Source organism: Pseudoalteromonas shioyasakiensis (assembly GCF_024518675.1).
In the GTDB taxonomy this organism is placed as follows: domain Bacteria; phylum Pseudomonadota; class Gammaproteobacteria; order Enterobacterales; family Alteromonadaceae; genus Pseudoalteromonas; species Pseudoalteromonas shioyasakiensis_B.
Window position 1 is genome coordinate 428,766 of sequence record NZ_JANIGL010000001.1, and the last position, 24,299, is coordinate 453,064.

The 24,299-nt window shown below is 38.4% G+C and carries 26 protein-coding genes; 8 read left to right on the forward strand and 18 right to left on the reverse strand.

Annotation, left to right across the window (positions count from 1 at the left end; translation table 11 throughout):
- Positions 1 to 10 precede the first annotated feature (10 nt).
- The 8 genes from cpaB to NQT69_RS19565 all read right to left on the reverse strand — a co-directional run bounded on the left by cpaB (position 11) and on the right by NQT69_RS19565 (position 5,354).
- A complete protein-coding gene (gene cpaB, locus NQT69_RS01870) occupies positions 11 to 892 on the reverse strand; it encodes a Flp pilus assembly protein CpaB (RefSeq protein WP_256826012.1) in 882 nt (293 codons plus the stop codon).
- Between the two features lie 15 nt (positions 893 to 907).
- Positions 908 to 1,147: a hypothetical protein gene (locus NQT69_RS01875; RefSeq protein WP_256826013.1), complete on the reverse strand. Its 240-nt coding sequence runs from the start codon at positions 1,145 to 1,147 to the stop codon at positions 908 to 910.
- The gene (locus tag NQT69_RS01880; protein WP_256826014.1) at positions 1,137 to 1,811 is read right to left on the reverse strand and encodes a hypothetical protein; all 675 of its coding nucleotides are present in this window, start codon (positions 1,809 to 1,811) and stop codon (positions 1,137 to 1,139) included. Before NQT69_RS01880 ends, NQT69_RS01875 begins: the two co-directional genes overlap by 11 nt.
- The gene (locus NQT69_RS01885; protein ID WP_256826015.1) at positions 1,808 to 2,725 is read right to left on the reverse strand and encodes a hypothetical protein; all 918 of its coding nucleotides are present in this window, start codon (positions 2,723 to 2,725) and stop codon (positions 1,808 to 1,810) included. The genes NQT69_RS01880 and NQT69_RS01885 overlap by 4 nt, the downstream gene beginning before the upstream one ends.
- 6 nt (positions 2,726 to 2,731) lie before the next feature.
- A complete protein-coding gene (locus NQT69_RS01890; RefSeq protein WP_256826016.1) occupies positions 2,732 to 4,111 on the reverse strand; it encodes a Tad domain-containing protein in 1,380 nt (459 codons plus the stop codon).
- 50 nt (positions 4,112 to 4,161) lie between these two features.
- Positions 4,162 to 4,455 carry a Flp family type IVb pilin gene (locus tag NQT69_RS01895; RefSeq protein ID WP_256826017.1) on the reverse strand — a complete coding sequence of 98 codons (294 nt, stop codon included), beginning with the start codon at positions 4,453 to 4,455 and terminating at the stop codon, positions 4,162 to 4,164.
- Between the two features lie 17 nt (positions 4,456 to 4,472).
- Positions 4,473 to 4,751, reverse strand: a complete 279-nt coding sequence (locus NQT69_RS01900; protein WP_256826018.1) for a Flp family type IVb pilin — start codon at positions 4,749 to 4,751, stop codon at positions 4,473 to 4,475.
- 84 nt (positions 4,752 to 4,835) lie between these two features.
- Positions 4,836 to 5,354: a response regulator transcription factor gene (locus NQT69_RS19565; RefSeq protein ID WP_256826019.1), complete on the reverse strand. Its 519-nt coding sequence runs from the start codon at positions 5,352 to 5,354 to the stop codon at positions 4,836 to 4,838.
- Between the two features lie 146 nt (positions 5,355 to 5,500).
- On the opposite strand from NQT69_RS19565, the gene NQT69_RS01910 reads away from it, so the two are divergent.
- Entirely contained in the window at positions 5,501 to 6,325 is an 825-nt protein-coding gene (locus NQT69_RS01910; protein ID WP_256826020.1) for an OmpA family protein, read from the forward strand.
- 23 nt (positions 6,326 to 6,348) lie between these two features.
- Here the strand turns inward: NQT69_RS01910 and NQT69_RS01915 are convergent, their stop codons facing one another.
- The 3 genes from NQT69_RS01915 to NQT69_RS01925 are packed head-to-tail and all read right to left on the reverse strand — an operon-like array spanning position 6,349 to position 9,144.
- The gene (locus NQT69_RS01915) at positions 6,349 to 7,554 is read right to left on the reverse strand and encodes an ABC transporter permease (RefSeq protein ID WP_256826717.1); all 1,206 of its coding nucleotides are present in this window, start codon (positions 7,552 to 7,554) and stop codon (positions 6,349 to 6,351) included.
- Positions 7,547 to 8,335, reverse strand: coding sequence for an ABC transporter ATP-binding protein (locus NQT69_RS01920; RefSeq protein WP_256826021.1), 789 nt, complete (start codon positions 8,333 to 8,335; stop codon positions 7,547 to 7,549). The genes NQT69_RS01915 and NQT69_RS01920 overlap by 8 nt, the downstream gene beginning before the upstream one ends.
- Positions 8,332 to 9,144 (reverse strand): DUF3025 domain-containing protein, encoded by an 813-nt coding sequence (locus NQT69_RS01925; protein ID WP_256826022.1) that lies wholly within the window; start codon positions 9,142 to 9,144, stop codon positions 8,332 to 8,334. The genes NQT69_RS01920 and NQT69_RS01925 overlap by 4 nt, the downstream gene beginning before the upstream one ends.
- A 108-nt stretch (positions 9,145 to 9,252) precedes the next feature.
- Here NQT69_RS01925 and NQT69_RS01930 point away from each other — a divergent pair, with 108 nt between their 5' ends.
- Both NQT69_RS01930 and NQT69_RS01935 read left to right on the forward strand, forming a co-directional pair.
- Complete coding sequence (locus NQT69_RS01930) at positions 9,253 to 10,878, forward strand: M28 family metallopeptidase (protein ID WP_256826023.1); 1,626 nt, start codon at positions 9,253 to 9,255, stop codon at positions 10,876 to 10,878.
- A 69-nt stretch (positions 10,879 to 10,947) separates the two neighbouring features.
- Positions 10,948 to 12,120 (forward strand): putative manganese transporter, encoded by a 1,173-nt coding sequence (locus NQT69_RS01935; protein WP_256826024.1) that lies wholly within the window; start codon positions 10,948 to 10,950, stop codon positions 12,118 to 12,120.
- A 58-nt stretch (positions 12,121 to 12,178) separates the two neighbouring features.
- On the opposite strand, the gene NQT69_RS01940 is transcribed toward NQT69_RS01935, so the two are convergent.
- The 6 genes from NQT69_RS01940 to seqA all read right to left on the reverse strand — a co-directional run bounded on the left by NQT69_RS01940 (position 12,179) and on the right by seqA (position 19,566).
- Positions 12,179 to 13,729, reverse strand: a complete 1,551-nt coding sequence (locus tag NQT69_RS01940) for a dihydrolipoyllysine-residue acetyltransferase (RefSeq protein WP_256826025.1) — start codon at positions 13,727 to 13,729, stop codon at positions 12,179 to 12,181.
- A gap of 8 nt (positions 13,730 to 13,737) precedes the next feature.
- Complete coding sequence (locus NQT69_RS01945) at positions 13,738 to 14,715, reverse strand: alpha-ketoacid dehydrogenase subunit beta (RefSeq protein WP_256826026.1); 978 nt, start codon at positions 14,713 to 14,715, stop codon at positions 13,738 to 13,740.
- Positions 14,715 to 15,929, reverse strand: coding sequence for a thiamine pyrophosphate-dependent dehydrogenase E1 component subunit alpha (locus tag NQT69_RS01950; protein WP_256826027.1), 1,215 nt, complete (start codon positions 15,927 to 15,929; stop codon positions 14,715 to 14,717). Before NQT69_RS01950 ends, NQT69_RS01945 begins: the two co-directional genes overlap by 1 nt.
- Before the next feature lie 275 nt (positions 15,930 to 16,204).
- The gene (gene astE, locus NQT69_RS01955; RefSeq protein ID WP_256826028.1) at positions 16,205 to 17,257 is read right to left on the reverse strand and encodes a succinylglutamate desuccinylase; all 1,053 of its coding nucleotides are present in this window, start codon (positions 17,255 to 17,257) and stop codon (positions 16,205 to 16,207) included.
- Between the two features lie 75 nt (positions 17,258 to 17,332).
- A complete protein-coding gene (pgm, locus tag NQT69_RS01960) occupies positions 17,333 to 18,970 on the reverse strand; it encodes a phosphoglucomutase (alpha-D-glucose-1,6-bisphosphate-dependent) (protein ID WP_256826029.1) in 1,638 nt (545 codons plus the stop codon).
- Between the two features lie 17 nt (positions 18,971 to 18,987).
- Positions 18,988 to 19,566 carry a replication initiation negative regulator SeqA gene (gene seqA / locus NQT69_RS01965; protein ID WP_256826030.1) on the reverse strand — a complete coding sequence of 193 codons (579 nt, stop codon included), beginning with the start codon at positions 19,564 to 19,566 and terminating at the stop codon, positions 18,988 to 18,990.
- A gap of 129 nt (positions 19,567 to 19,695) precedes the next feature.
- Here seqA and NQT69_RS01970 point away from each other — a divergent pair, with 129 nt between their 5' ends.
- From NQT69_RS01970 to fur, 5 genes are all read left to right on the forward strand, one after another.
- Complete coding sequence (locus NQT69_RS01970; RefSeq protein ID WP_256826031.1) at positions 19,696 to 20,463, forward strand: alpha/beta fold hydrolase; 768 nt, start codon at positions 19,696 to 19,698, stop codon at positions 20,461 to 20,463.
- A 95-nt stretch (positions 20,464 to 20,558) separates the two neighbouring features.
- Complete coding sequence (locus NQT69_RS01975) at positions 20,559 to 20,780, forward strand: DUF2788 domain-containing protein (RefSeq protein WP_256826032.1); 222 nt, start codon at positions 20,559 to 20,561, stop codon at positions 20,778 to 20,780.
- Positions 20,781 to 20,786: 6 nt separating this feature from the next.
- Positions 20,787 to 21,065 carry a LexA regulated protein gene (gene ybfE, locus NQT69_RS01980; protein WP_058558703.1) on the forward strand — a complete coding sequence of 93 codons (279 nt, stop codon included), beginning with the start codon at positions 20,787 to 20,789 and terminating at the stop codon, positions 21,063 to 21,065.
- 14 nt (positions 21,066 to 21,079) lie between these two features.
- Complete coding sequence (gene fldA, locus NQT69_RS01985) at positions 21,080 to 21,607, forward strand: flavodoxin FldA (protein ID WP_256826033.1); 528 nt, start codon at positions 21,080 to 21,082, stop codon at positions 21,605 to 21,607.
- Between the two features lie 187 nt (positions 21,608 to 21,794).
- Positions 21,795 to 22,235: a ferric iron uptake transcriptional regulator gene (gene fur / locus NQT69_RS01990; RefSeq protein WP_256826034.1), complete on the forward strand. Its 441-nt coding sequence runs from the start codon at positions 21,795 to 21,797 to the stop codon at positions 22,233 to 22,235.
- Positions 22,236 to 22,306: 71 nt separating this feature from the next.
- On the opposite strand, the gene glnS is transcribed toward fur, so the two are convergent.
- A complete protein-coding gene (gene glnS, locus NQT69_RS01995; RefSeq protein WP_256826035.1) occupies positions 22,307 to 23,968 on the reverse strand; it encodes a glutamine--tRNA ligase in 1,662 nt (553 codons plus the stop codon).
- Positions 23,969 to 24,299 lie beyond the last annotated feature (331 nt).

Consider the following 24,299-nt stretch of genomic DNA (forward strand, 5'->3'; position numbering starts at 1 on the left):
ACTACTATTTTTATAATTTATTATTTGATTCTGAAGCAAGTTCAGTCTTGTTTGATTTGTTTATATAGGTTGTAACTGATTGCGCAACAGCACCCGAGCCGCCAAAGATCATTTCAACTTCATCTTCTCGCGCTGATGATTTGAACAGTGATGATGAATCTATGAGACGATCAGTTACTATTTTTTTATCTTCTCTATTTCTTAATAATGCAACAAATTTTCCATGCTCTTTAGCAAGGCTAACTCTAGCTGCATTTAATACCGAAACGTCTAACGTTACAGTGCTGTAATTTGTTGGATCATTATATACTTCATCAACAACATCTCTGTGTTTATCAACTGTAATTTGCCCTGTTGCAAGCACATTCACTCTTTCAATTAATAAGTCTAACTGCGGTTTATCTTGCTTTTTTTCTGATAATAAATACAAATCAACTTTATCACCGGCAACTAATAAGCCTGCCGTTGAATTAGTTTCATCTATTTGTATTGTGACGGCTCTTCGCCCTTCAGTTAAAATATCAGAAAACTGCTGTAATCCTTTTCCTGGCAAATATGCTGTTAATAAAGGCTGTCCAGTAGATACATCCTCAAGCAACATTTGGCCATCAATCTCAGCGAATTTGCTAGGGTGTATGCTTCCTGCAGGTAGGTAATCTGTTGGGATTTCTCGTACCGCTACAGATCCTTTATCAATAACTGTACCTTTAGTTAATGGCCTTGTTACAACAATAACGGGAACCTTTACAACGTCACTCTTTGAATAGTGCGTTCTTAACTCATCTTCTTTTGACTCTATATACTGCCCAACAGACCATGCAGCTATGCCGCCCAGTAATAAAGATATAATTAATAAAACCCAGTTTTTGTCTAATAAATTTTTTATTTTCACTTGTACGTCCTTGCGTTATAAACTTTCAAAATCATCAGGTAATGGTGGTAAAGCTTTAGCATAACTATAATTGTTGTATGCCCTTTTAAATTTATCCGCTAAAATTTCTACAACATTTTTACCTTGATATTGTGCTAACCAATTATTGTTTGTTAATTCATTGTCAGGAACTGGCATTAATAACGCAAAAACCATTGCAGAGGTAATCACTAAGTATTCAACGGAAGACTGGCCTTTTTGTAAATTATTTAACATCTTCTCTTACCGCTGTAATAAAAGTTCTTCCTTGTCTACGCATAAATGTAATACTCACATTATTCGGGCCATTTCGAGCAATAAAAACGCCATTATCAAGCTTTTTGGTATATACGGCCTTGTCTACTGCCCAGCTATGCTTTGTAAAATATTTTTTATAAAAGCTTAAATTACCTTTCACTGATAACGTATTATCTAAAATCATCGTGCTTGACATTTTTGCACCATCTGCTGATTTTATTTCTCTTACCAAAGTTGTACCACTTGGCATAGGGAAATCTTGTAGCGATTTGTCTATTTTACTTAAGCGTTGATCTGGCTTCGCTGACGTCGCTATGTATCCGAAGGTAAAATCCTTCCCAGCTGCGCGAAGCTTCGCCGTATAGATCACACCATCAATTAAAGCGTTCAATACTTCCCATTCATTTAATTGTTTGTGGGTAAACTTATCGCTTTGGGGTTGCCACTGTTTGGTAAAATATTGAATGTTTTTACTCAAATTATTTTTGCTTTTAAACTCCCAAGCCTCCATATTTAAGCCATCAACAAGCATCCCATCTGAGACAACTACTACTGTTGAGTTATCAGGAAACTTGATATTTGCATTCGTTTTAAAACTTATAAATAGAATTAAAAGGATATTGATATAAAAATATTTCGTCATTTTTCATTTCCTTGTATGCTTGTACTTCCCTTTCGAGAGCTTGGCAGCTCATCCATTTTTATATAACCAAATTTGAGCGAACTCGAATTTAATTTTTTAGCTATAGGGACTTCAGATATACCATCGCGTAGTGTGTTAATAATTCCAGCGTCTAGTAAATTAGAAGGCACCAATGATTTAACACGGTTCTTGTTATGCATCTCGCCACCAGCATTCCAACCATTTGCAACTAGATATGTTTTTGATTCAATCGGAAATTCAAATTGATGTGGCCGCTTATTCTCTTCATCAGCATTTTCATTTGCAGGGTTTTGCTCTTCATCTTCATTAATGAACTCTAACAATTTATGACTGGTTATTTGTATTTTGTGATTTGCCTCGTAGTAACCCTTTTTTTCAACGCTAAAATTACCGATTTCTAAAACTGATAATGCACCCGAAATTAATGATGACATAGTACCTGGAACATTTTGTTTACTTAATTGGGGATCAAAAAATAGGTGATTACTGCTATCATCTTCTTCTGGATTGAACTCAGCTAGCAAAAACTCTTCATTATTTTGCGAAGCTTGGTTAAATTGTAAGTACACTGCTGCGTCTTCTTTTTGCCATTCATCAGCTGGAGTATCTGAGAAAACAATTGATTTATGGCCATTGAGTATTCGCCAAGGAACTTCTTTATGAACTTTGTCGGAGTTTTTTATGGCTAATGTGGTTATACTCCCACTCCAGTTACCTGGTGCCCGCTCGAGCCATGCTGTTCTTTCCCACGCAATATATCTGGATGACATATCTGAATAGTGTTTTGCTTCAATGATTTTACTAAAGTAAGGTAATAACAACATCAAAGGTGCAGCAATAAACGCGATAAATACACCTAATTCAACTAAAGATTGGCCTTTTTGGTATTTCATAATTCCTCACAAGGCCAGTGCAAGAGCAGTTAACAAAACTCTTTCACTATTTTCAGTTTCATTTAACGTCACCTGCCAATATGGATTATAAAGGTTGCCATATTCCCACTTGGAATCACTGCGCCCCCATAAGGACTGATCTCGATAATAATAAATTTTTGCTTTGCTTAAAACCGTTAGCTTGTCACGTGGTAACTTAACACTTTCTTCAATATCTATTAATCGGGTTGAATCTGAGTTTTCTGTGCCTATATTTAATGAGCTAGATGTGGTTATATCTGATTTATCTTTAGACACTGCTAAAGTAAGCATAGGCGCGGTGTTTGTTTGTTCGACTTGAGAAATATCATAAAAACTTTGCAACCCTGAATACGATGAATTTATATCTTCTTCATTCTCATGAGCAAAGCCTGACGCTGTTCCATTAATATCTCTAGAACGGCCATAGTAACTATCACTTGTATAATTTGTTGTATCTTCATCGCTGCCTGCGTGACTAGCTCCCCAGCCAACAGGGACCTCTCCTGGAGCGCCTCGCCATTTACAACCGCTTGTTAACTTACAACTAAAGTAATAAACATGAAACCCTAGTGTATCCATGGCACTCCAAACTTCAGCATTATTGCCATTCTTGAAAAGCTCAGTACCTCCAGCCTGCCTAGTATTAACTTTATCTGGCCCAAGTGTTTGTGAAAAAGGAAATCCCCACTTAAAACTGCGGTTTTTGGTGAAGGGATCTACAGAATTAGTTATTAAGTCAAAGTGCTCTTGATAACGACCTGTATCATCTTGCCTATCATAGCTGCCCTGAAAATTAACCCAATCATATAAAAGAAACTGGCCCACGCCTACAGCTGAAGCTATATCAACATAAGCATCACTATCATTCGCCTCTAGTACATCGTTAGATGTCTCAACAAGAGCTACCATAGTCGCTGAATTCATTAAATCTTGTGATATCGACAAACCAGTATTAACAATGTCTGTCGCCAATACTGCACCATTCATTACAGGTTGCAGTACTTGATTTATCGCAGTTAATACTCCCTCGACAGCGGAAGTAATTTGCCCTACCAAGGGTATCCAAGAAGTTACATCCGCTATGTTTTCACCTGTTTTCTCAGCTAAATTCCCCCAAGATGAAAGACCAACATATTGCGCAACTGCAACATGGTTAGCAACCATAGCGCGATTGGTATACGCCTTAAAGTTTAAATCTCGAGCGAGTAAGTTGGCACCACTTATGACCGTAGCGTCAGCACTATTCTGAAGTTTTGTTTTATTTAAGTTTTGCTGAGATACATTGAAGAGGTAGAGAACTGAAGCAACAATAGTTGCTAAAAACACACTCCCTAATACTAATGATTGCCCACGTTCCTTGTGCATATTACTACCTTAAAAAAGGCCATAATTGAAACTCAACTATGGCTTTTATATTAATCTACAGTGCCTGAACCGCCGCTAGAGCTACTTTCACCTTGCGCTGCACCTTCATTAAAGTTACCAAGATTGTAATCTTTGTTAGCATTAGTCTCAGCTGCATTTGCTGCAGTCTGAGAATCACTAATATTTTGACTAGAATCTTGGCCTGATACTTCAGAAGCAAGTGCTGAAACCTGATTACGTACAGTTTTACCAAAAAAACTATATACACCAATCGCAGAAACAGCGATTAAGGCAACAATGATAATGTACTCGGTCATACCTTGACCTTTTTGACGAGTATACATAGAGCCTCCTTGATTAATTAGCTACCACCAGAGCCACCTTCACCCTGCGCTGCACCATCATTAAAGTTACCAAGATTATAATCTTTGTTTGCGTTTGTTTCTGAATCATCCGCAGATTTTTTAGCCGCATCAATATTTGTTTTAGAATCTTGACCTGAAACTTCAGAGGCTAATGCCGATACTTGGTTACGAATGGTTTTACCAAAAAAACTATATACACCGATTGCAGAAACGGCAATCAAGGCAACGATAATAATATACTCCGTCATACCTTGTCCGAGTTGTCGTTTTTTCATGTCCTTATTTCCTTGTTTGTTAATAGAAACTGGATAATACCCAATAAGAAAACAAAAAAAACCCTCCTTTTGGAGGGTTTTTCTTTATTGAAAACGTAATTTATTAACTAAAGCTGTTCGGTTTTTAACATCTGCTTTCGCTAAAATATTTTTAAGGTGGGACTTAACCGTCGTTTCAGATATACATTTTTTCTGAGCAATTTCACGGTTTGATAAGCCAATAACAACAAGTTCAGCTATTTCGAACTCCCTTTTTGTTAATGACGTGGTTAGAACTGGATTAGAAAAATTTAGGTAAGTAGAGTCGTTTGAATTGTTTTTAATTTTTTTAGACATTGTAAGTCTATCAAACCAAAGGCCTCCCATATTTAAAGTTGTGATTAACTCATCTATTAAATATAACTCTTCTGGTAACCAAAAAGCTCCTTTAGCGCCAAAGTCAAACAATTCCAGCTCTAGTTCTAAATTTTTAACCGAATTTATGATAAATAATGTGCCTTTGTTAAACTCAGTATATGAATCCACATGCCCTTTAAGCTCTTGGCATAAGACATAATCTATATTGTTTTTCAAAAGTTTAGTTTCTAATTGTCCTTGAGTCACATTACCTCTCCCTAGATTTCAATGCAAGGTAGATACGATCCTAAATCATTATGTACTTACTATGCAACTTTTTAAGGGACGCTTGAATTTCAATCTAAATAAAGCTACCATTCAGAAAAGGATGTAATTAGATAAGATAGGGAAATATGAAGCGTTATACTTTTGGTTTATGTACATTAATAGGAAGTGCATGCTGTAACCTATACTCACAGGGTATATATGCTAAAGGGATTTTAAGTCAACAAGGTCCAAGCACTGCCCCCATTATTAGCAATAAACAGGACACAAATTTCAGTCCATCTAATCTTAAAACATTAACTAAATACTCAGAAATAACACATAAATCCGACTATATTAACTTGAAATTTGATAGTTATATTTCAGCAAGTGAAACACTGACAAACACAAAAAAAAATTATTTAAAGCGCGGCTTCAAACTATTATCAGAATGTGATGGTTTAGCCTGTGGGAATTCGCTACAACTAGCAAAAAATATAAATTCAATAAACTTTATAAGCGAAAAACGAAAACAAAGTTATAGCCTGTTATACATAAATTATAATTGGCTTTCTATACACTTAAGCTCTTATGAGAACAATCACTTTGTTTTTTTGCGTCAAATAGAAGGAAATTTTTTAAAAAATTCAATTAAACGCCTTTTATTTAATAGAGATAGTTACGCCCTATCTACAAATGTTAAAAAGAGTCTAAATAGTCTTATTCCAGCAATGAAAGGCAGTGAGTATGATTTTTATATTATCGGCCACTCTGATAATTCAGGTAGTGCTGAGCATAATTATAAGCTAGCAAAACAACGTGCTTTAAGTGTTTATAAATACCTAGTTAGTAACGGAGTAAGCAAGAATAAACTAATTGTTGAGTCAGCCGGTGAAAATACACCCTTATATCCAAATAGTACACAAAAGAATAGGATACTAAATAGAAGGGTTGAACTTATAGAGTCTTTATAACTATAAGTTCAACTGAAATGATATCATCTAAAAAGTACACTTTCTTTTTTAAACCAGTGAACACAAAATAAAAGTGTAGTAACTCCTATAAAAACAGTTGATAATAATATTGTATACACAAAGTTATAATCAACTGTCCCCTTTAAAAGCTCTTGAATTGCTAAAGAAATATTGACTATTGGTATCAGTGATGTTTTTAAGGTTAGCTCCATGTTTGGCATCATAGAAATTGCTAATGGTACAAATACAATTATTGATAAAGGGCCCAAATAGTTTTGAGCCTCTTTAAAAGTACGAGAATAAATTGATATAGCAAGCACTACACTAGAAAATATACATGCAAGAGGTAACAATAAAAGTAAAATTAAAAATAAGTCATATGCACCGATAATAGCTATAACATCTATTATCGTTTCAGCAGAAAATATACTTTTAGCAATAACAATCCATAAGCCTAAGCTGGCTACAGTAAATAATGATGTAGCTATTGATGCGCTAAAAATAGTTAAGAACTTACCAATCACAATTTGAGTACGAGTTATAGGTGTAAGCAATAGAGTTTCAAGCGTTCCTCGTTCTTTTTCACCGGCACCTAAATCTATTGCAGGATAAGTTGCTCCAGTTAATACCAGTGGAATAAGTAAATAAGGTAGTAACATTCCCAATTTTTCCCCAATGCTTTCTCTTGCATTAGCCGTATCTGTTTCTATCAACTTTACAGGGTCAAGAATTAGTTCCTTATCCTTACCATTCGCAATACCGTATATACTTAGCTTTTTTAATTGTTCAACATGTTTATATTCAGAGAATATTTCTGTCAACTTTTCAGATATATAATTAATTCTACTTGCATTATTAAATAATATTTCTATTTCAATTGGTGCATCATGGCCACTACTTCCAGCAACAGCACCCGTTGTGTATATACCTACATCTATATCTTCATCTTTAACTGCTTGTATCAATTCATCACGAACTGTATATTCAGCCTCCACAAGGTTAAAATTTTTATGATAAAAAACCTTATCACTAAACTCTTTTATATCTTGCCTAGCTATAATTGCATATTTATGTACTTCTTGATCAGCTTCTACTTGTGCCTGAACCATAAAGTAACCTAAAACACCAAAAATAAGAGGGAAAATCAATAAGGGTAATGCAATAATAAACAATAGCGTCTTTTTATCACGAAGTAGTTCTTTTATTTCTTTTTTAAATACCTCAAACATCACGCTTCTCCGTTAAAATATTCATAAATGCTTGGTTTAGTTCTTCGCTTTTTCCGACTTGTTTAAAATCTGCCACAGTGCCATCAAAGCAACTAGTGCCTTCATTAATAACCGCCACACGGTCACATAGAAGTGCGACTTCATCTAAATGGTGAGTTGAAAATATAACGGGAGTGCCCTGCGCTTTGAGCCCTTTGATAAATGTGATCACGGTTTGTGTTGTCATAATATCCAAACCAGTGGTTGGCTCATCGAGTACAACAACAGCTGGCTGGTGCACAACGGCGCGGGCAATATTAGCTTTTTGTTTCATGCCTGTTGATAAATTATCTGCTCGTTTATCGATAAAACTATGCATATCTAATAAACTAAATAACTCTTCACAACGACTGGTGATTGCGGCTTTTTTCATACCGTGTAGTTTTGCAAAATACTCGATGTTCTCTTTTACTGTAAGACGACCATACAGCCCAGTGCTACCAGATAAAAAGCCTATTGACTTACGCCCGTATAATGGTTTCTTTATAATATCGTGCCCAGCAATAGAAATACTGCCCTCATCAGGAGTCAATGCCGTAGAGATCATTCTTAATGTGGTTGTCTTACCGGCACCATTTGGCCCAAGTAAACCAAGCACTTCGCCTTTATTACAATGAAAGCTAACATTACGAACCGAATGAAAGTAGTCTTTATCTTCTCGGGGATCGGTTTTATCGAGTTTATTTTTTTTATGATCTTTGGTTAACTTAAACTTTTTTTTAAGCCCTACGACTTCTATCATTTTCGTGTCCTTCGTTTAGGTCTAAAGTAATCCGTATTACTATAAAATTCCACATTCTGATTTTCATCATACCAACCAGGCACCCCTAGTAATGGCAATGGCGATAATAAACTATTATCACAAAGACAATCATGCTTAGCTATCATCTCATAAAGAACAGTATCTAGGTACGCATATTGCTCTGCTAAATCTTTACAAAATGTGTCATCTGGAACTTTCACAAAGAATGCTTTTCCTGTCAGACCTATATAAGGTTTAGTCAGCATTTCATAATTAGCATGACCAAAGATATAAGCATTAATGCTCTGCCCCCATTGAGCGCGCATATCAACAAAAGCGCTGTGCCATTGATGTTCGCGTAGTATGTTTGGCCATTGTGAGTCGGTCACTGCTAATATAACACCACACTCGTCAAACAATGTTAACGCATTACGGTGTTTACTCCGATGCTTTGTACCATGTACATTAATTTCATCTACATGGCGCTTATTGAGTAATGCTTTGGTTTTTGGAAATAAACACCAAATTAGGCCACCAAACAGATCGTGCCAGTTTTGTTGTCGAGTAGGTACACAACCTGTTTCAAAAATAATCTGTTCGTAGTAACGTTCTTCTTCAGTAAATAAAGCGTCATCTTTAAAAACGATCGGTCTATTATTTTCATTTACCGGAGTTAGAAAAGGACTGAACCAATCGAATTTAGGCCAATCTGATTGCAGGTTTAGATTAAATAGCAGATTTAAATGTTCAAAGGCACCACCACTGACCAATTGTGGGTGCCATTGCTCATAAGGAGTGAACCGCTTCATGAGTACCTTTAGCTTTACAAAATTATTCTTTCAGTTTACCGCAAAAACTGGTTCTCTTTAATATAAGTTCTTATACTATGAGCACTTAAAACAAAAAAAAGAGCGACTATGAAACGTTATTTTCCTCTTACACTATTAGCAAGCGCTGTTCTTGCTGGTTGTGCAGCAACAAGTCTCACCTCTGAAGATGTTGAAAACGCTTATCAATCTATTAATGCTGAACAGCTTGCTGAGCATGTCAAAGTATTAGCGTCCGATGAATTTGGTGGCCGTGCCCCTTCATCTAAAGGTGAAGAGTTAACCCTAGCTTATTTAACAGAGCAATTTAAAAACATAGGCTTTCAACCTGGTAATGGTGACAGTTTTTTACAAGAGGTCCCGCTGGTATCTCTAGAAGCTGATCCAAACATGGTTTTAACAATTGGTGGCAAAGACTACCAATACAAAAAAGACATGGTCATGGGTAGTAGCCGTATTAGTGAAAACGAAAGCATTAAAGATTCAGAGCTGGTGTTTGTTGGCTACGGTGTAAACGCACCTGAATACAACTGGAATGACTACGAAGGCCTTGATGTTAAAGGCAAAACGGTAGTAATGCTGGTTAACGATCCTGGTTTTGCCACAAAAGATCCAGCGCTATTTACTGGCGATGCCATGACTTATTATGGTCGCTGGACCTACAAATACGAAGAAGCAAGCCGCCAAGGTGCCGCTGGTGCAATTATTATTCATGAAACCGCACCTGCCTCTTACCCATGGTCAGTAGTTGAGAATTCTTGGAGCGGTGAGCAGTTCGGTTTCCAAAAAGAAAATAACAACATGGACCGTGTGACTGTTGAAGGCTGGGTCACTACGGATGTGGCAAAAGAGTTATTTACAAAAGCGGGTCTTGACTTTGATACTGCCAAAGAAAGCGCAGCTAAAGGTGCTTATAATGTCGATATGGGTGATTTAACAGCATCAGTTGCCATTAAAAATACCATTAAGAAATCGATCTCTTATAACTTCATTGCCACATTACCAGGTAGTGAGAAACCTGATGAACACGTTATTTACTCTGCTCACTGGGATCACCTTGGTACAGATAAAAACCGTAAAGGTGACCAAATTTATAATGGTGCCCATGATAACGCAACGGGCACAGCAGGCATGATTGAAGTAGCTGAAGCATTTGCTCTGCTACCTAAACACCCTAGCCGCTCAATGACTTTCTTAGCGGTAACCGCGGAAGAGCAAGGTTTACTCGGCTCTAAATATTATGCAGCTAATCCTGTGATCCCTGCAAAACAAACGGTTGCTAATATTAATATGGACAGCCTTAATTTATTAGGGAAAGTTAAAGATATTAGCGTTGTCGGTATTGGTAAATCTGAAATGGACTCGTTGCTCGCGAGCGCAGCGAAAAAGCAAGGTCGAACAGTGTCTGGCGACCCTAAACCATCTTCAGGCGGTTACTACCGTTCAGATCACTTTGCCTTTGCCAATATGGGCGTGCCAGCCATGTACGCTGGTGGTGGTAGTGAAGCGTTTGATGAAGAAACTGCAAGCTATCGTAAACGTATGAGTTTAGTGTTGCGTGGTTGTTATCATCAACCTTGTGATAGATACCGTGATGAGTGGGATTTATCAGGTGCTGTGCAAGATTTACAGCTATTCTATCAAGTGGGTTTTGATATTTCAGAACAACCACAATGGCCAAAATGGAATGAAAATTCAGAATTTCAAAGAAAATAATGTAAATGATATTGATTTTCATTTAATTTAAAACTAAAGTGCAACTTAATAACGTTTTAGGTTGCACTTATGTTTACTCTCACATTACCAAAATTTATGTCATCAATCAGCGCACGGTCATTTATCGAAAATAAACGCCTGTTGTTACCCTTGGTTTTATTCGCCTGCCTTTTATACGCGCCAATCCGTGAAATCACTTTAACTGCAATGAGTGATGCGTTTTTCCAAGTGAGTGTGTTTGTAGCCGCTACTTTATTTATTTATTACTACCTTATCGATCGCTTGCCGCAGTTAGAGCTCGCTTACCTCAATGCAAAATCTCCGCTATTAGAAGTCAGTTTTGCTTCATTTCTTGGTGCACTGCCCGGCTGTGGTGGCGCCATCATTGTGGTAACCCAGTTTACTAAAGGGCAAGCAAGCTTTGGCTCGATTGTAGCCGTGCTAACAGCAACCATGGGTGATGCCGCCTTTTTATTATTAGCAACCAAACCCACTGAAGGGTTATTAATAATGCTGATTGGATTAACGATCGGCGTAGCCAGCGGCAGTTTAGTGAATGCTTTGCATAAAAGTGATTTTTTAAAGCCTGAAGAAAAAAACGTAGAGCAAGAATGCGAATGCCAACCAAGCAAAGCAATCATTTTTAGTAAGTCAATTTGGCAAGTAGTTTTAATACCAAGCCTAATTATAGCGGTGCTTATTGCACTTAATGTAGATTTACAACAATTCGGTGTTGGCACCGATAAAACGATTACTTTTTTTGGTGCCGCAATGGCCTTATTTGCTGTGATGACGTGGGCTTTATCCTCAAAAGGTAAAAGCTACCAAGACATCACCTGTGAAGAAGAAGCAACACAGCCGCCATCAAAGCTTTATAAAGTATTACAAGACACACACTTTGTCACTGCGTGGGTCGTTGCCTCTTTTATGTTATTTGAAATACTAGTGACCTTTGCGGGTGTCGACCTAAAAGCATGGTTTTCCCACTACGCTTACTTAGCACCTATGATAGCCGTACTGATTGGTTTTTTACCTGGCTGTGGTCCGCAAATTATAGTCACTACCTTGTATATTCAAGGTATCATTCCATTTAGCGCACTCGCTGCGAATGCAATATCAAATGATGGTGACGCCCTATTCCCCGCCATTGCCATGGCGCCTAAAGCAGCTCTGATCGCTACCATTTACTCTGCCGTTCCTGCTGTCCTCGTAGGCTACGGTTTATATTTTTATGGTGTCTAAAAGTTACTGACACAAAAAAGCTCAGCAATCGCTGAGCTTTTTATATATTTAATAAGCGTTAGCTCATTGCCATCATCATTTTAGCAGGATCTTCTAAGTATGATTTCCATAGATTGTTAAATCGGGCAATAGTACCACCGTCGATAACACGGTGATCACCAGACCAACTGACCTGCATTATTGCTTTACTCACCACATTCCCCTGTGCATCAAAGCGCGGTAGGTGTTGAAGTTTTCCGAGTGCAACAATGGCGACTTCAGGCTTATTAATAATTGGCGTTGCAATTGTGCCACCAATAGCCCCAATATTTGAAATACTGATTGTGCCACCTTTTAGATCATCAGGACTAACACGGCCATCTCTAGCGGCATCTGTTAAGCGTGTTACTGCATTTGCCACATCAACGATGCTTTTATTTTGGCATTGCTTAATATTTGGCACCAGTAAGCCAATTTTAGAGTCAACCGCCATACCAATATTATGATCGTCAAAATACGTTAATTCAGTACAATCATCGTTAACTTGTGAGTTCAATACTGGAAACTCTTTCATTGCTAACGATAGTGCTTTGATAAAAAATGGCATCATGGTTAATTTAATGCCTTGTTGCTTATATTGCTCTTTTAAAGAGCTGCGCAAAGCGATCAGCTCTGTTAAGTCAATCTCATCGCAAAATGTAAAGTGCGGAATGGTACTAACAGAAGCAACCATCTGTTTTGCCATGGCAGCTTTAATACCTTTAATTGGCTCAACACGATTACCCTGTGTAACAGCCGATTTATTTTGCGCAACAGGCTGTTGCAGTTCAGAGGTATCAATCGTATTTGGTACTTCAGCATTGACGAATCGTTCAATATCTTCTTTATAAATACGACCATTTTTGCCACTACCTGGAACACAGGTTAAGTCAATATCCATTTCTCGCGCTCTACGACGCACGGCAGGTGATGCCACTGCTTTTTTATTTAGCTGTTGCGAGTGTTCTGTTGCAGCGGGTGACACTTTTTGCTCTTGTGCATTAGATTGCGCTTTAACAACGGCGTCATTCACGTCAACCTGAGGTTGGGCCGTACCTACTATACGCATTTGAAATAATGGGCTATGAACTTGTGCTACGTCGCCTTTAGCATAATACAGCTTATGAACAGTGCCCGTGTACTTAGCGGGGATCTGAACTAACGCTTTATCTGTCATTACATCACAAACAGCTTGGTCTTCTTCAATATGTTCGCCTTCAGCGACAAGCCATTCGACAATTTCACACTCAACAATCCCTTCACCAATGTCAGGTAAAATAAAATCTTCTAATTGCTCAGACGCACTGCCAACTTCACTTGTTGCCTGTTCAGCGGGTGCGGCTTTTACATCACCTGCGACTTCCATCGCGAATAAAGGTGCATGTACCGCGGCTATCTCCCCTTTTTTATAATATAACTGGGTAATTACACCATCATGCACTGCAGGTATTTGTACTAGTGCTTTATCTGTCATTACGTCACAGATAGGTTGATCCTCAGCAACTGTATCACCTTCTGCTACAAGCCACTCAACGACTTCGCACTCAACAATCCCTTCGCCAATATCGGGTAAAATAAAATCTTTAGCCATGTTAACTCCTAAAACTCGACCGATTGCTTAATAGCAGCAAGGACTTTTAATGCATCTGGCACATACTCTTTTTCCAGTGCTAGCGGGTACGGTGTGTCTAATCCACAAACACGTAAAATTGGCGATTCTAAATGTAAAAAACAGGTTTGCTGAATTGTTGCCGCAATTTCACTACCAAAACCATTGGTGATTGGCGCTTCATGACTTATGACTAAACGCCCAGTTTTAGTGACTGATTCAGCAATCGTTTCAACATCCCAAGGGAGGATGCTACGTAAATCAATCACTTCACAGCTAATTCCTTGTTCCGCAGCTTGCTTGGCGGCATCTTCAATAATTTCCATTTGTGCACCCCACGCTAATAAGGTTACATCACTGCCCTGTTGTACTACTTCGGCTTTACCAAGCTCAATACTGTAATCTTCTTCAGGTACTTCACCTGTCGATGCGCGATATAAACGTTTAGGCTCAAAGAAAATAACCGGATTATTATCTTTAATTGATGCACGTAGTAAGCCTTTAGCTTGATATGGGTTACGTGGTACCACAATTTTTAAACCCGGTGTATGTGCGAAGTAAGCTTCTGGCGATTGTGAATGATATAAGCCACCAGCAATACCTCCACCATATGGCGTACGTATTGTTAAGTTACCAACATTAAATTCATTACCACTACGATAGCGAAATTTAGCAGACTCATTCACTATTTGGTCAAATGCAGGAAAGATATAATCAGCAAATTGAATTTCAGCAAGCGCGGGGGCGCCAAACGCCGCTAGGCCATTAGCAAAACCCATAATGCCTTGCTCCGTCAATGGCGTATTAAACACTCGATGCTGGCCATACTTTTCCTGTAACCCAGATGTTGCTCTAAATACACCACCAAAATAGCCTACGTCTTCACCAAATATACAGGCTTGCGGATGTTCTGCCATTGTAATATCAAGGGCTGAATTAATTGCATGTAACATATTCATTTTAGCCATTACTTAATTCTCCCTGCTGTGACTGGGTAGGCATCAGGATGTTGCTTGATATGCGTTTTTAATTCCTCATATTGGCGTTGCAATGATGGAATTGGTGTATCATAAACATCTGAAATTAGTTCTTCTAGCGCAGGTTTTTCAACCACCTCTGCACGTTTTAATGCAGCTAAAATATCTTCACGGATCAGCTCTTTAGCTTTGATGTCGTCTTCATCATTTAACCATTCTTTTTTGATTAACCACTTGCGAAAACGCTCGATCGGACATGCTTGGTAATTTGCTTCTTCCGCTTTTGAGCGATAGCCGCTGGGGTCATCCGAGGTCGAGTGAGCACCGAGACGATAGGCGATAGACTCGATTAACACCGGCTCACCTGTTGTTGTCGATATTTCTCTGGCTTTTTGCGTTGCAGCGAATACAGCTAATGCATCGCCGCCATCGACACGAATAGTTTTAATACCATAGCCAACACCGCGAGAAGCTATACCATCGCCTTTAAACTGTTCATCAGCTGGGGTAGAAATTGCATAGCCATTATTACGAGCGAAAAAGATAACAGGGGCTTTATGCACCGCCGCCATATTTAAACCCGCATGAAAATCCCCTTCTGAGGCAGCCCCTTCACCAAAATAACAAATGGTCACATTGTCTATATTACTGGCAAGTTCACCAGTGCTTGCATCAATATGCTTAATTTTTTGACCATACGCATAGCCGGTTGCTTGTGGTATTTGCGTTCCCAATGGCGATGATATGGTCATATAATTTAATTCAGCACTGCCATAATGAATGGGCATTTGCCGACCTTTACCTAAATCAAGCTCGTTTGAAAACATTTGATTCATAAATTGGTCAAGGGTGAAACCTCGATAGTGTAACGCAGCTTGTTCACGATATTGCGCCATGATCATATCATCTTGATCAAGTGCAGCAGCAGACGCTGTAACCGCGGCTTCTTCACCTAAACATTGCATATAAAAGCTGACACGGCCTTGACGTTGTGCTGCTTGCATACGTTCATCAAGGGCTCGAATGAAGCGCATAGTCTCGTATAAACGGATTGCAGTGGATTTATCTATATCCGGTGCGCTGGCACCGCTGTGAATATCGCCATCCTCGTTTAATATACTCAAGGTTGGAATATTTAAGGCATGACCATCAATAAATTCAAGTTCATGGCTAATATTCTGCGATACGTTATTTGGGTTACTCATAACCTACCTTCTGTTGTTGTCGAAAAATACAGTGCTCAATGAGTTAACCTTGATTCAGGTTAGTTATTATTATTAATCATTTTTGCTAGGTTAAACTTTGCAAAAACTGCACTGTAATTAAATTAAAGCTGCCAACACTTTACGTTAACGTAAATTGTTATTCAACTAATGATAGACGAATGAGTGCGAAATGACGAGACAGGGACTGGAAAGTTAACTATACAACATAAACAGTTAATTTAAATCATATAGTTAACGATAAATCGAGGATGAAATTATTTAAAATTATCATTAATTTCAAGAGGAACAACCGTTAATAAAGCCCGCTGGCCTATTGCTACATCCGCATTGGGAAAGATAATAGCCTCACCTTCTACATCGGCGTAATAACAGGTCTGACCATCCGTTGCGAGTAATTCACCTTTAGCAAAACCTGTGAAGTTAACCGCATCATCAGGGAATGGAAACGAAAAATCCTGTTGTGTTCGATTAATCGAACGATGTACAGAGAATAACTCAAAGTCATCTGCATTAAATTCTTTATATTGCACATCATTTTGAGTAATTAATGCAATCAAGGTTTCTTTCGTTTTGGCAAACTTCGTCATATCGTTTTCACCGAATGGTTTAACTTGACCAAGCTCAACAGTAAAAGAGTCTGCTCCATGTACATAAGAGGAATAATAACTAAAAGTTGTCGCTGCGGACTTCATCATTAAAACAGTATTAACGCCACAACTATGTAAAAATTGCAATTGCGACTTTTTCCATGGTTTACCATGTAAATAGGGATAAACGGCAAACTTATCGTTTTTAGACCCTCGTATAGCAGTATGTAAATCGTAATGACAACGTGCACTGCCAGCTTCGCCACGGGCAAAAAAGTCGCTGACATAATGCTCCAATTTCGCTGCACGATTACGCTCATTATTCATTGCTAAGCCATCCACTGTGTGGTGACCGTTAAATAATCGATTTAAATTTTCTTCAACGAAGCGTTTATCAATATTAATAGATTGCGGGTTACCGTAGATAAACATCACTCTTTGCGCGAGCTCAAGCTCTCCGCTAAAAATAGCTTTTATCAACTGATCGCAAATCTCAATGGGTGCTGTTTCGTTACCATGAATAGCACTTGATAACACGATGTCTTTGTTTGTTTTAACACTAGGTTGAAACTCAATAACCCCGGTATCATGTACCGAGACCTTAGTGCCATTTGCTAACTGACATTCAGATGCATCTAAGTGCCACTCATTGGCTCTACTTAAAGAGAGGAAATCGCCGTTTTTTTTAAGATTATCGATATAATTGGGTGTGGCTGACATGTTCATCGCCTTTTGTATGGAGTAAATACAAAAACGGCTGAAATAATCAGCCATTTTTTAAAATTATGCGCAATATTAGCTAATCACAGAATCAACTAACTTTTTAGCTTCTTTTTCTAGTAGCGCTAAATGTTCTTCACCTTTAAATGACTCTAAATAGATCTTATAAATGTCTTCTGTGCCTGAAGGGCGCGCAGCAAACCAGCCATTTTCAGTGACAACTTTAAGACCACCAATAGCAGCGTTATTTCCCGGTGCGTGAGTCAATTTTTGTAAAATTGGTTCGCCCGCCAGTGTATCGGCTGTAACATCATCAGCACTTAATGCTTTTAAACGCTGTTTTTGTTGTGATGTTGCAGGGGCATCAATCCGTTTATACAAAGGGGCACCAAACTCTTGCTCAAGCTCTCTATAAAGTGCAGAAGGTGTTTTACCCGTTACCGCTAATATTTCAGCAGCGAGTAAACCCATAATAAAACCATCTTTATCCGTGTTCCATACACTGCCGTCTAAACGTAAAAATGAAGCCCCTGCACTTTCTTCGCCGCCAAATGCAAGCGAGCCTTCATTCAGCCCTTCTACGAACCATTTAAAGCCTACGGGCACTTCTTTAACTTGACGATTATTACGTGCAACTACACGGTCAATCATGGCACTTGATACCAATGTTTTACCGATTTGAACATCTTTAGACCAGTTACGGTGATTAAGTAAATAATCAATCGCAACAGCTAAAAAATGATTAGGGTTCATTAACCCATCTGGAGTAACAATACCATGGCGATCGTAATCAGGATCATTGCCGATACCGATATCAAATTCGTCTTTGAGTGCAATTAAATTAGTCATCGCATAAGGGGAAGAACAATCCATACGAATTTTGCCATCTTTATCCAATGGCATAAAACCAAAACGTGGATCAACAGACTTATTTACGACCGTTAGGTCTAAATTGAATTTATCAGCAATAATTGGCCAAAAGTTAATACCTGAACCGCCTAGAGGATCAATGCCGAGCTTAACTTTTGCTTGCGCTATTTTAGCGACATCCACTACATTAACTAAATCAGCAATATAAGGTGTCATCAAATCTTGATATTTAATAAAACCAGAACGAGCGGCTTTTGCAAAAGGAAATAATTCAACTTCAACAAGGTCTTCAAGCAAAAGTTTATTAGCTCTGTCTTCAATCCATTTTGTTACATCGGTATCAGCAGGACCGCCATTAGGTGGGTTATATTTAAAGCCGCCATCTTCAGGTGGATTGTGAGAAGGTGTTACAACAATACCATCAGCTAATTCATGAGGATGCGCTTTATTATGACAGACTACTGCGTGGCTGATCACCGGCGTCGGTGTGAAGTCATCATTTTCTTGAGTGATGACTTGTACTTCATTGGCTACTAAAACTTCTATCGCAGAGTTAAACGCCGCTTCACTCAAGGCATGGGTGTCTTTACCTAAAAATAGCGGACCAAAGATATTGTTTTGTTTTCTATAATCGCAAATCGCTTGGGTAACGGCGAGTATATGCGACTCGTTGAATTTCACATCAAACGAGCAGCCTCGGTGGCCTGATGTACCAAAAGCAACGCATTGCTCTGGATTTTGTTCTAAATCAGGCTCATTTAAATAATAAGCCGATACTAACTTTGGTACGTTTACTAAATCAGATTGCGTTGCAGGTTTGCCTGCACCAGGATGGATCGCCATTACATTTCCTTATTAAATTATAAGTAGTCTCTAATTTGTTCAGCTTGCTCTGCATTGTAGCCCAAACCTAGCGCCACTTCATGCAACATCATTTTCTTTCGTGTGGTATTAGAATTAGTCATCACCCAATATTCACTATCAGTGATATTTTTGGGGTTCATACTGCTTCCGCTATTAACCAACGCTTCTTTACTAGTCGCAAAATAAACGCGATCACGACCTTGCACATCCAGTACAGCAGAAAAATCTTCTTTATGTGTACGATGTAATGCTGACAGAATAAATAAAAACCGCCCTACCACACCTTTTTGCATCGCGAGTTCTTCTTTATTAAGTACATTAAAGACACTAACGGTTTTTTGCTTCTTTTTTGTGACTGGCTCAGCAGGTTTTTCTGTTTTTGAATCCACAGGCTCATCAGTGACAGTTACGTCAATACTTTCAGGTGACTGCTCAACAATTGCTGTAGCGGGTTGTTCAATATCGCCGTTAAGATTTAATAAACGACGCAATATAGTTGAAGCGCTTTCGCCAATACTTTGCGTATTACTCGCAATGTATTGATACAACTCGTCGTCTATGTCGATTTTTTTCATGTTATTCCTGTCGTTACGGGTCATATTTGTTTACTCAAGTTGATTATACCCAAAGCGGATTTAATTCTCTATGTTTTGCAATTTGTTATTTCACTAGGCAAACTAAGCACACTTTTAAAGGAGACCAGCATGCTATTAAATTATAAACAATTAGGGCAAGGTTCGCCTGTCATTCTTATTCATGGTCTATTTGGTTCACTTGAGAACCTTAATGTAATTGCCAAGGCACTGGCAGAAAACTTTTTAGTCATCAATGTAGATTTGCGCAACCATGGCCGCTCACCACACAGCGAGACTATGGACTATGCTAGCATGAGTGAAGACATCATAGCGTTAATGACACATTTAAATATCACCAGCGCTCATTTTGTTGGCCACTCTATGGGTGGCAAGGTTGCCATGCAAGTCGCCCACTTGTTTCCTGACAAGGTCAACCGTTTAGTGGTTCTTGATATTGCCCCTGTCGCCTACCAAGCACGCCATACAAGCATTTTCAAAGCACTTAAAAATGTAGCAAGTCAGCCAATAGCGGATAGAAAACACGCTGATACCCTTATGCAACAAGACATAGCAGAACTCGGTGTACGACAATTTTTACTGAAAAGTTTAGCTAAAGATCAAGCAGGTGAACTTACGTGGCGTTTCAATTTAGATGTGCTTAGTAACTGCTATGAAAATATTTTATCAGATATTAAAGCAAATGATTCTTGTTTATGCGATACTTTGTTTATCAAGGGTAATGACTCTGATTACATATTGCCTGAATATAAAGAGGCAATTATGACTCGCTTTAAAAACGCAAAAGCGAAAATTATTCACGGTGCAGGCCATTGGCTTCATGCCCAAAAGCCCCAAGCGGTGAATAAATCAATCAGTGATTTTTTACTTGCTGACTAGCCCTAAATTTAATCGCGGTTTTTGCTAGTGCGCACTAAATTATTAATTTTTATTGTGCTATAGTACGCGCCGTTTAATTTAAAGGTTATACGTTGATGGTCAGTCAGTTAATTAACGAATTTGATACCCTTGGGTTGTATTTTGGCTTAGCCGGTGTGTTCTTTTTTATCGGCATGGCTATTCAAGATGTACTAAAACGTGGCAGCGTGCCTAAATTTGGTCGTTACATAGTATGGCTTGTACTTTTTTTAGGCTGTTCTGGTTTTATAGCTAAAGGACTTATTCAAGTGTTTTGGCAAGGCGCAGGTGTAGGATAACTAACCATGGCGAAATCAGAAACAGATAGAACAACACTCGATTTATTTGAATACGAAAAGCGTCCCGGTAGACCTAAGACAAACCCGCTTCCTCGGGATATTCAATTAAAGGTTAATAAACGTAATCAAATAAAAAGAGATAAAGCACGTGGTTTAAAGCGTGTTGAATTTAAAGTTTCATCGCAGTTATATCAAGCATTAAGCGATATGGCCGATGCACAAAATATTAGCCGTAGTGCGCTGATTGAAACGATTTTACAAGAAAGATTGGCTATTGATAGATAAAAGGTTTTAAATCCATGGCAAGTGTAGGTATTTTTTTCGGAAGTGACACAGGTAACACAGAACACGTAGCTAAAATGATCCAAAAAGAATTGGGTAAAAAGTTAGTGGCTGTGCATGATATTGCGAAAAGCTCAAAAGAAGAGATCGCTGAATTTGATTTAATCTTATTTGGTATTCCTACTTGGTATTATGGTGAAGCGCAATGTGACTGGGATGACTTCTTCCCAGAACTTGAAGAAATTGACTTTGACGGCAAACTCGTTGCTATCTTTGGCTGCGGCGACCAAGAAGACTACGCTGAGTATTTCTTGGATGCAATGGGTATGATCAATGACATAGTCACTGAGCGCGGTGCTATTGTTGTCGGTCATTGGTCTACTGAAGGTTACGACTTTGAAGCGTCTAAAGGCATGGCAGATGACACTCACTTTGTTGGTTTAGGTATTGATGAAGACCGCCAACCTGAGCTAACCGAGCAACGTGTAAAAGCGTGGGCAGCACAAGTTTATGACGAAATGTGCCTAAGCGAACTTGCTGACTAACAAATTGAAAAAGCATCAAATGATGCTTTTTTATTGTTGTTTTGTTTAGCTTTTAAGCTTTCAGTAGGTTTATTTAAATTGTTCTTTGCACTTAGACTCTTTGCGCGTTATTCTTAACGTTGCTAATGTGTCGTGCACACCTATTTAGGTGTACTAGTATAACCAAATTAAAATTGAGACAGATTTAATGACTGATCACAACTTGGAATTAAAAAAAGCCGGTTTAAAAGTAACTTTACCGCGTATCAAAATTTTAGAGATTTTACAATCTCCAGATAACCAACACATCAGCGCTGAAGATGTTTACAAAATTCTTTTGGACCTAGGCGAAGAAATTGGTCTTGCAACAGTATACCGTGTTTTAAACCAATTTGATGATGCGGGTATTGTAACACGTCATCATTTTGAAGGCGGAAAATCTGTCTTTGAACTATCAGGTAGCACTCACCATGACCACCTAGTTTGCTTAAAGTGTGGAAAAGTTGTTGAGTTTGAAGATGACTTAATTGAACGTCGCCAGATTGAAATCTCTGAAGCCAATGGTATTAAGCTAACAAACCACTCTCTTTATCTTTACGGCGAGTGTACTGACACTGAAGCCTGTAAAGCTTTTGCTGACAACCAATAACATTGGATTTATAAGCAAAAAAAAACCTGCTTAAAGCAGGTTTTTTTGTATCTATTATTTAAAGAGCAGAATTATTTCTGCTCTATTTTTGCCCATGAATCACGCAGACCCACAGTTTGATTAAACACGACTGTGTCAGATTTAGTATCGCGACTAAAGTAACCTGTGCGTTCAAACTGAAAACCTTGAGCTGGTGCCGCTTTTGCAAGTGATGGCTCTAGTTTTGCGTTCGGTAAAACTACTAATGAATCAGGATTCAGTGTAGCAGCAAAATCTTCTGCAGCAGCAGGGTTTGGTACATTAAATAAACGGTCATATAAGCGTACTTCAGCTGTCAGTGCATCAGTAGCTGAAACCCAATGAATAACCCCTTTTACTTTACGCCCATCGCTTGGGTTTTTACCAAGTGTTTCTGGATCATAGGTGCAATAAATAGTGGTAATTTCACCTGCATCATCTTTTTCAACACGATTAGCTTTAATAACATATGCACCACGTAAACGTACCTCTTTATCAAGTACCAAACGTTTAAACTTGTTATTAGCTGACTCGCGGAAATCTTCACGCTCGATATAAAGTTCACGAGTAAATGGTACATCGCGACGCCCCATCTCTTCTTTATTCGGGTGATTAGCAACAGATAATGTTTCAGTACCTGAATCAAAGTTTTCTATCACAACTTTAACAGGATCAAGCACAGCCATTGCCCGTGGCGCATTTTCATTTAAGTCTTCACGGATACATGCTTCAAGCATCCCCATTTCAACCATATTCTCTTGCTTAGTAACACCAATGCGTAAACAAAACTCACGAATAGATGCTGGCGTATAACCACGACGACGTAAGCCTGCAATAGTCGGCATACGGGGATCGTCCCACCCTTCTACATGACCATTTACCACTAAGTCATTTAGCTTACGCTTAGACATAATCGTGTATTCAAGATTTAAGCGAGAAAACTCAATTTGCTGTGGGTGGCATTCTAGGCTTATATTATCAAGTACCCAATCATATAGGCGGCGATTATCTTGGAACTCGAGTGTGCATAATGAATGGGTGATACCCTCTAGCGCATCAGAAATACAGTGCGTAAAGTCATACATCGGGTAAATACACCACTTATCACCGGTTTGATGATGATGGGCAAAACGGACGCGATAAATAATCGGATCACGAAGCACCATAAATGAGCTTGCCATGTCAATTTTAGCACGTAAAACACACTCACCTTCTTTAAACTCACCATTGCGCATTTTCTCAAATAACGCCAGGTTCTCTTCAGGTGATGTATCTCGAGTTGGACTATTCTTACCCGGCTCTTTTAGTGTACCACGGTATTCACGAGCTTGATCTGCTGTTAGAAAGCAGACATAAGCAAGTCCTTTTTCAATTAGCTCAACAGCGTAACCATACAGTGCATCAAAGTAGTTAGATGAGTAGTTAATTTCACCATCCCATTGGAAACCTAACCATTGCACGTCTTCTTTAATAGAGTTTACATAATTGATGTCTTCTTTTTCTGGATTAGTATCATCAAAACGTAAATTACAAAGACCATTATAATCTTGGGCAATACCAAAATTTAAACAGATAGATTTTGCATGACCAATATGTAAAAAACCATTAGGTTCTGGTGGAAAACGAGTATGCGTTGTGGCATGTTTACCAGATGCTAAATCTTCATCAATACGGGTTCTAATAAAATTACTTGGGCGATTCTCAATTTCCGCCATAGGAGTACAATCCTCACATAAGTGCATGGTAATAAAACTACTGCATTATACCCAAACCTTACCAATATGCGAGTACCGTCTACATTAAAAGCAATTTAGCAAAGCATTATTTTTATGCTGGTTAGTGAAAAGGTATCGCTCACTATTAAGTAGTCCATATTAGCACCCACTGCTCTTTTAGAACGCATGACTAAAATCCAACTAATTAACCTACATAAAGCTATTTTTAAACATTTAAGTTAGCCATTAAATAATTTATCAACAATACAATAATTTTGTTCTAGCGCAATAAAAGAGTCATTCAAACACGCTACAGTGGCGCCAGAAACGA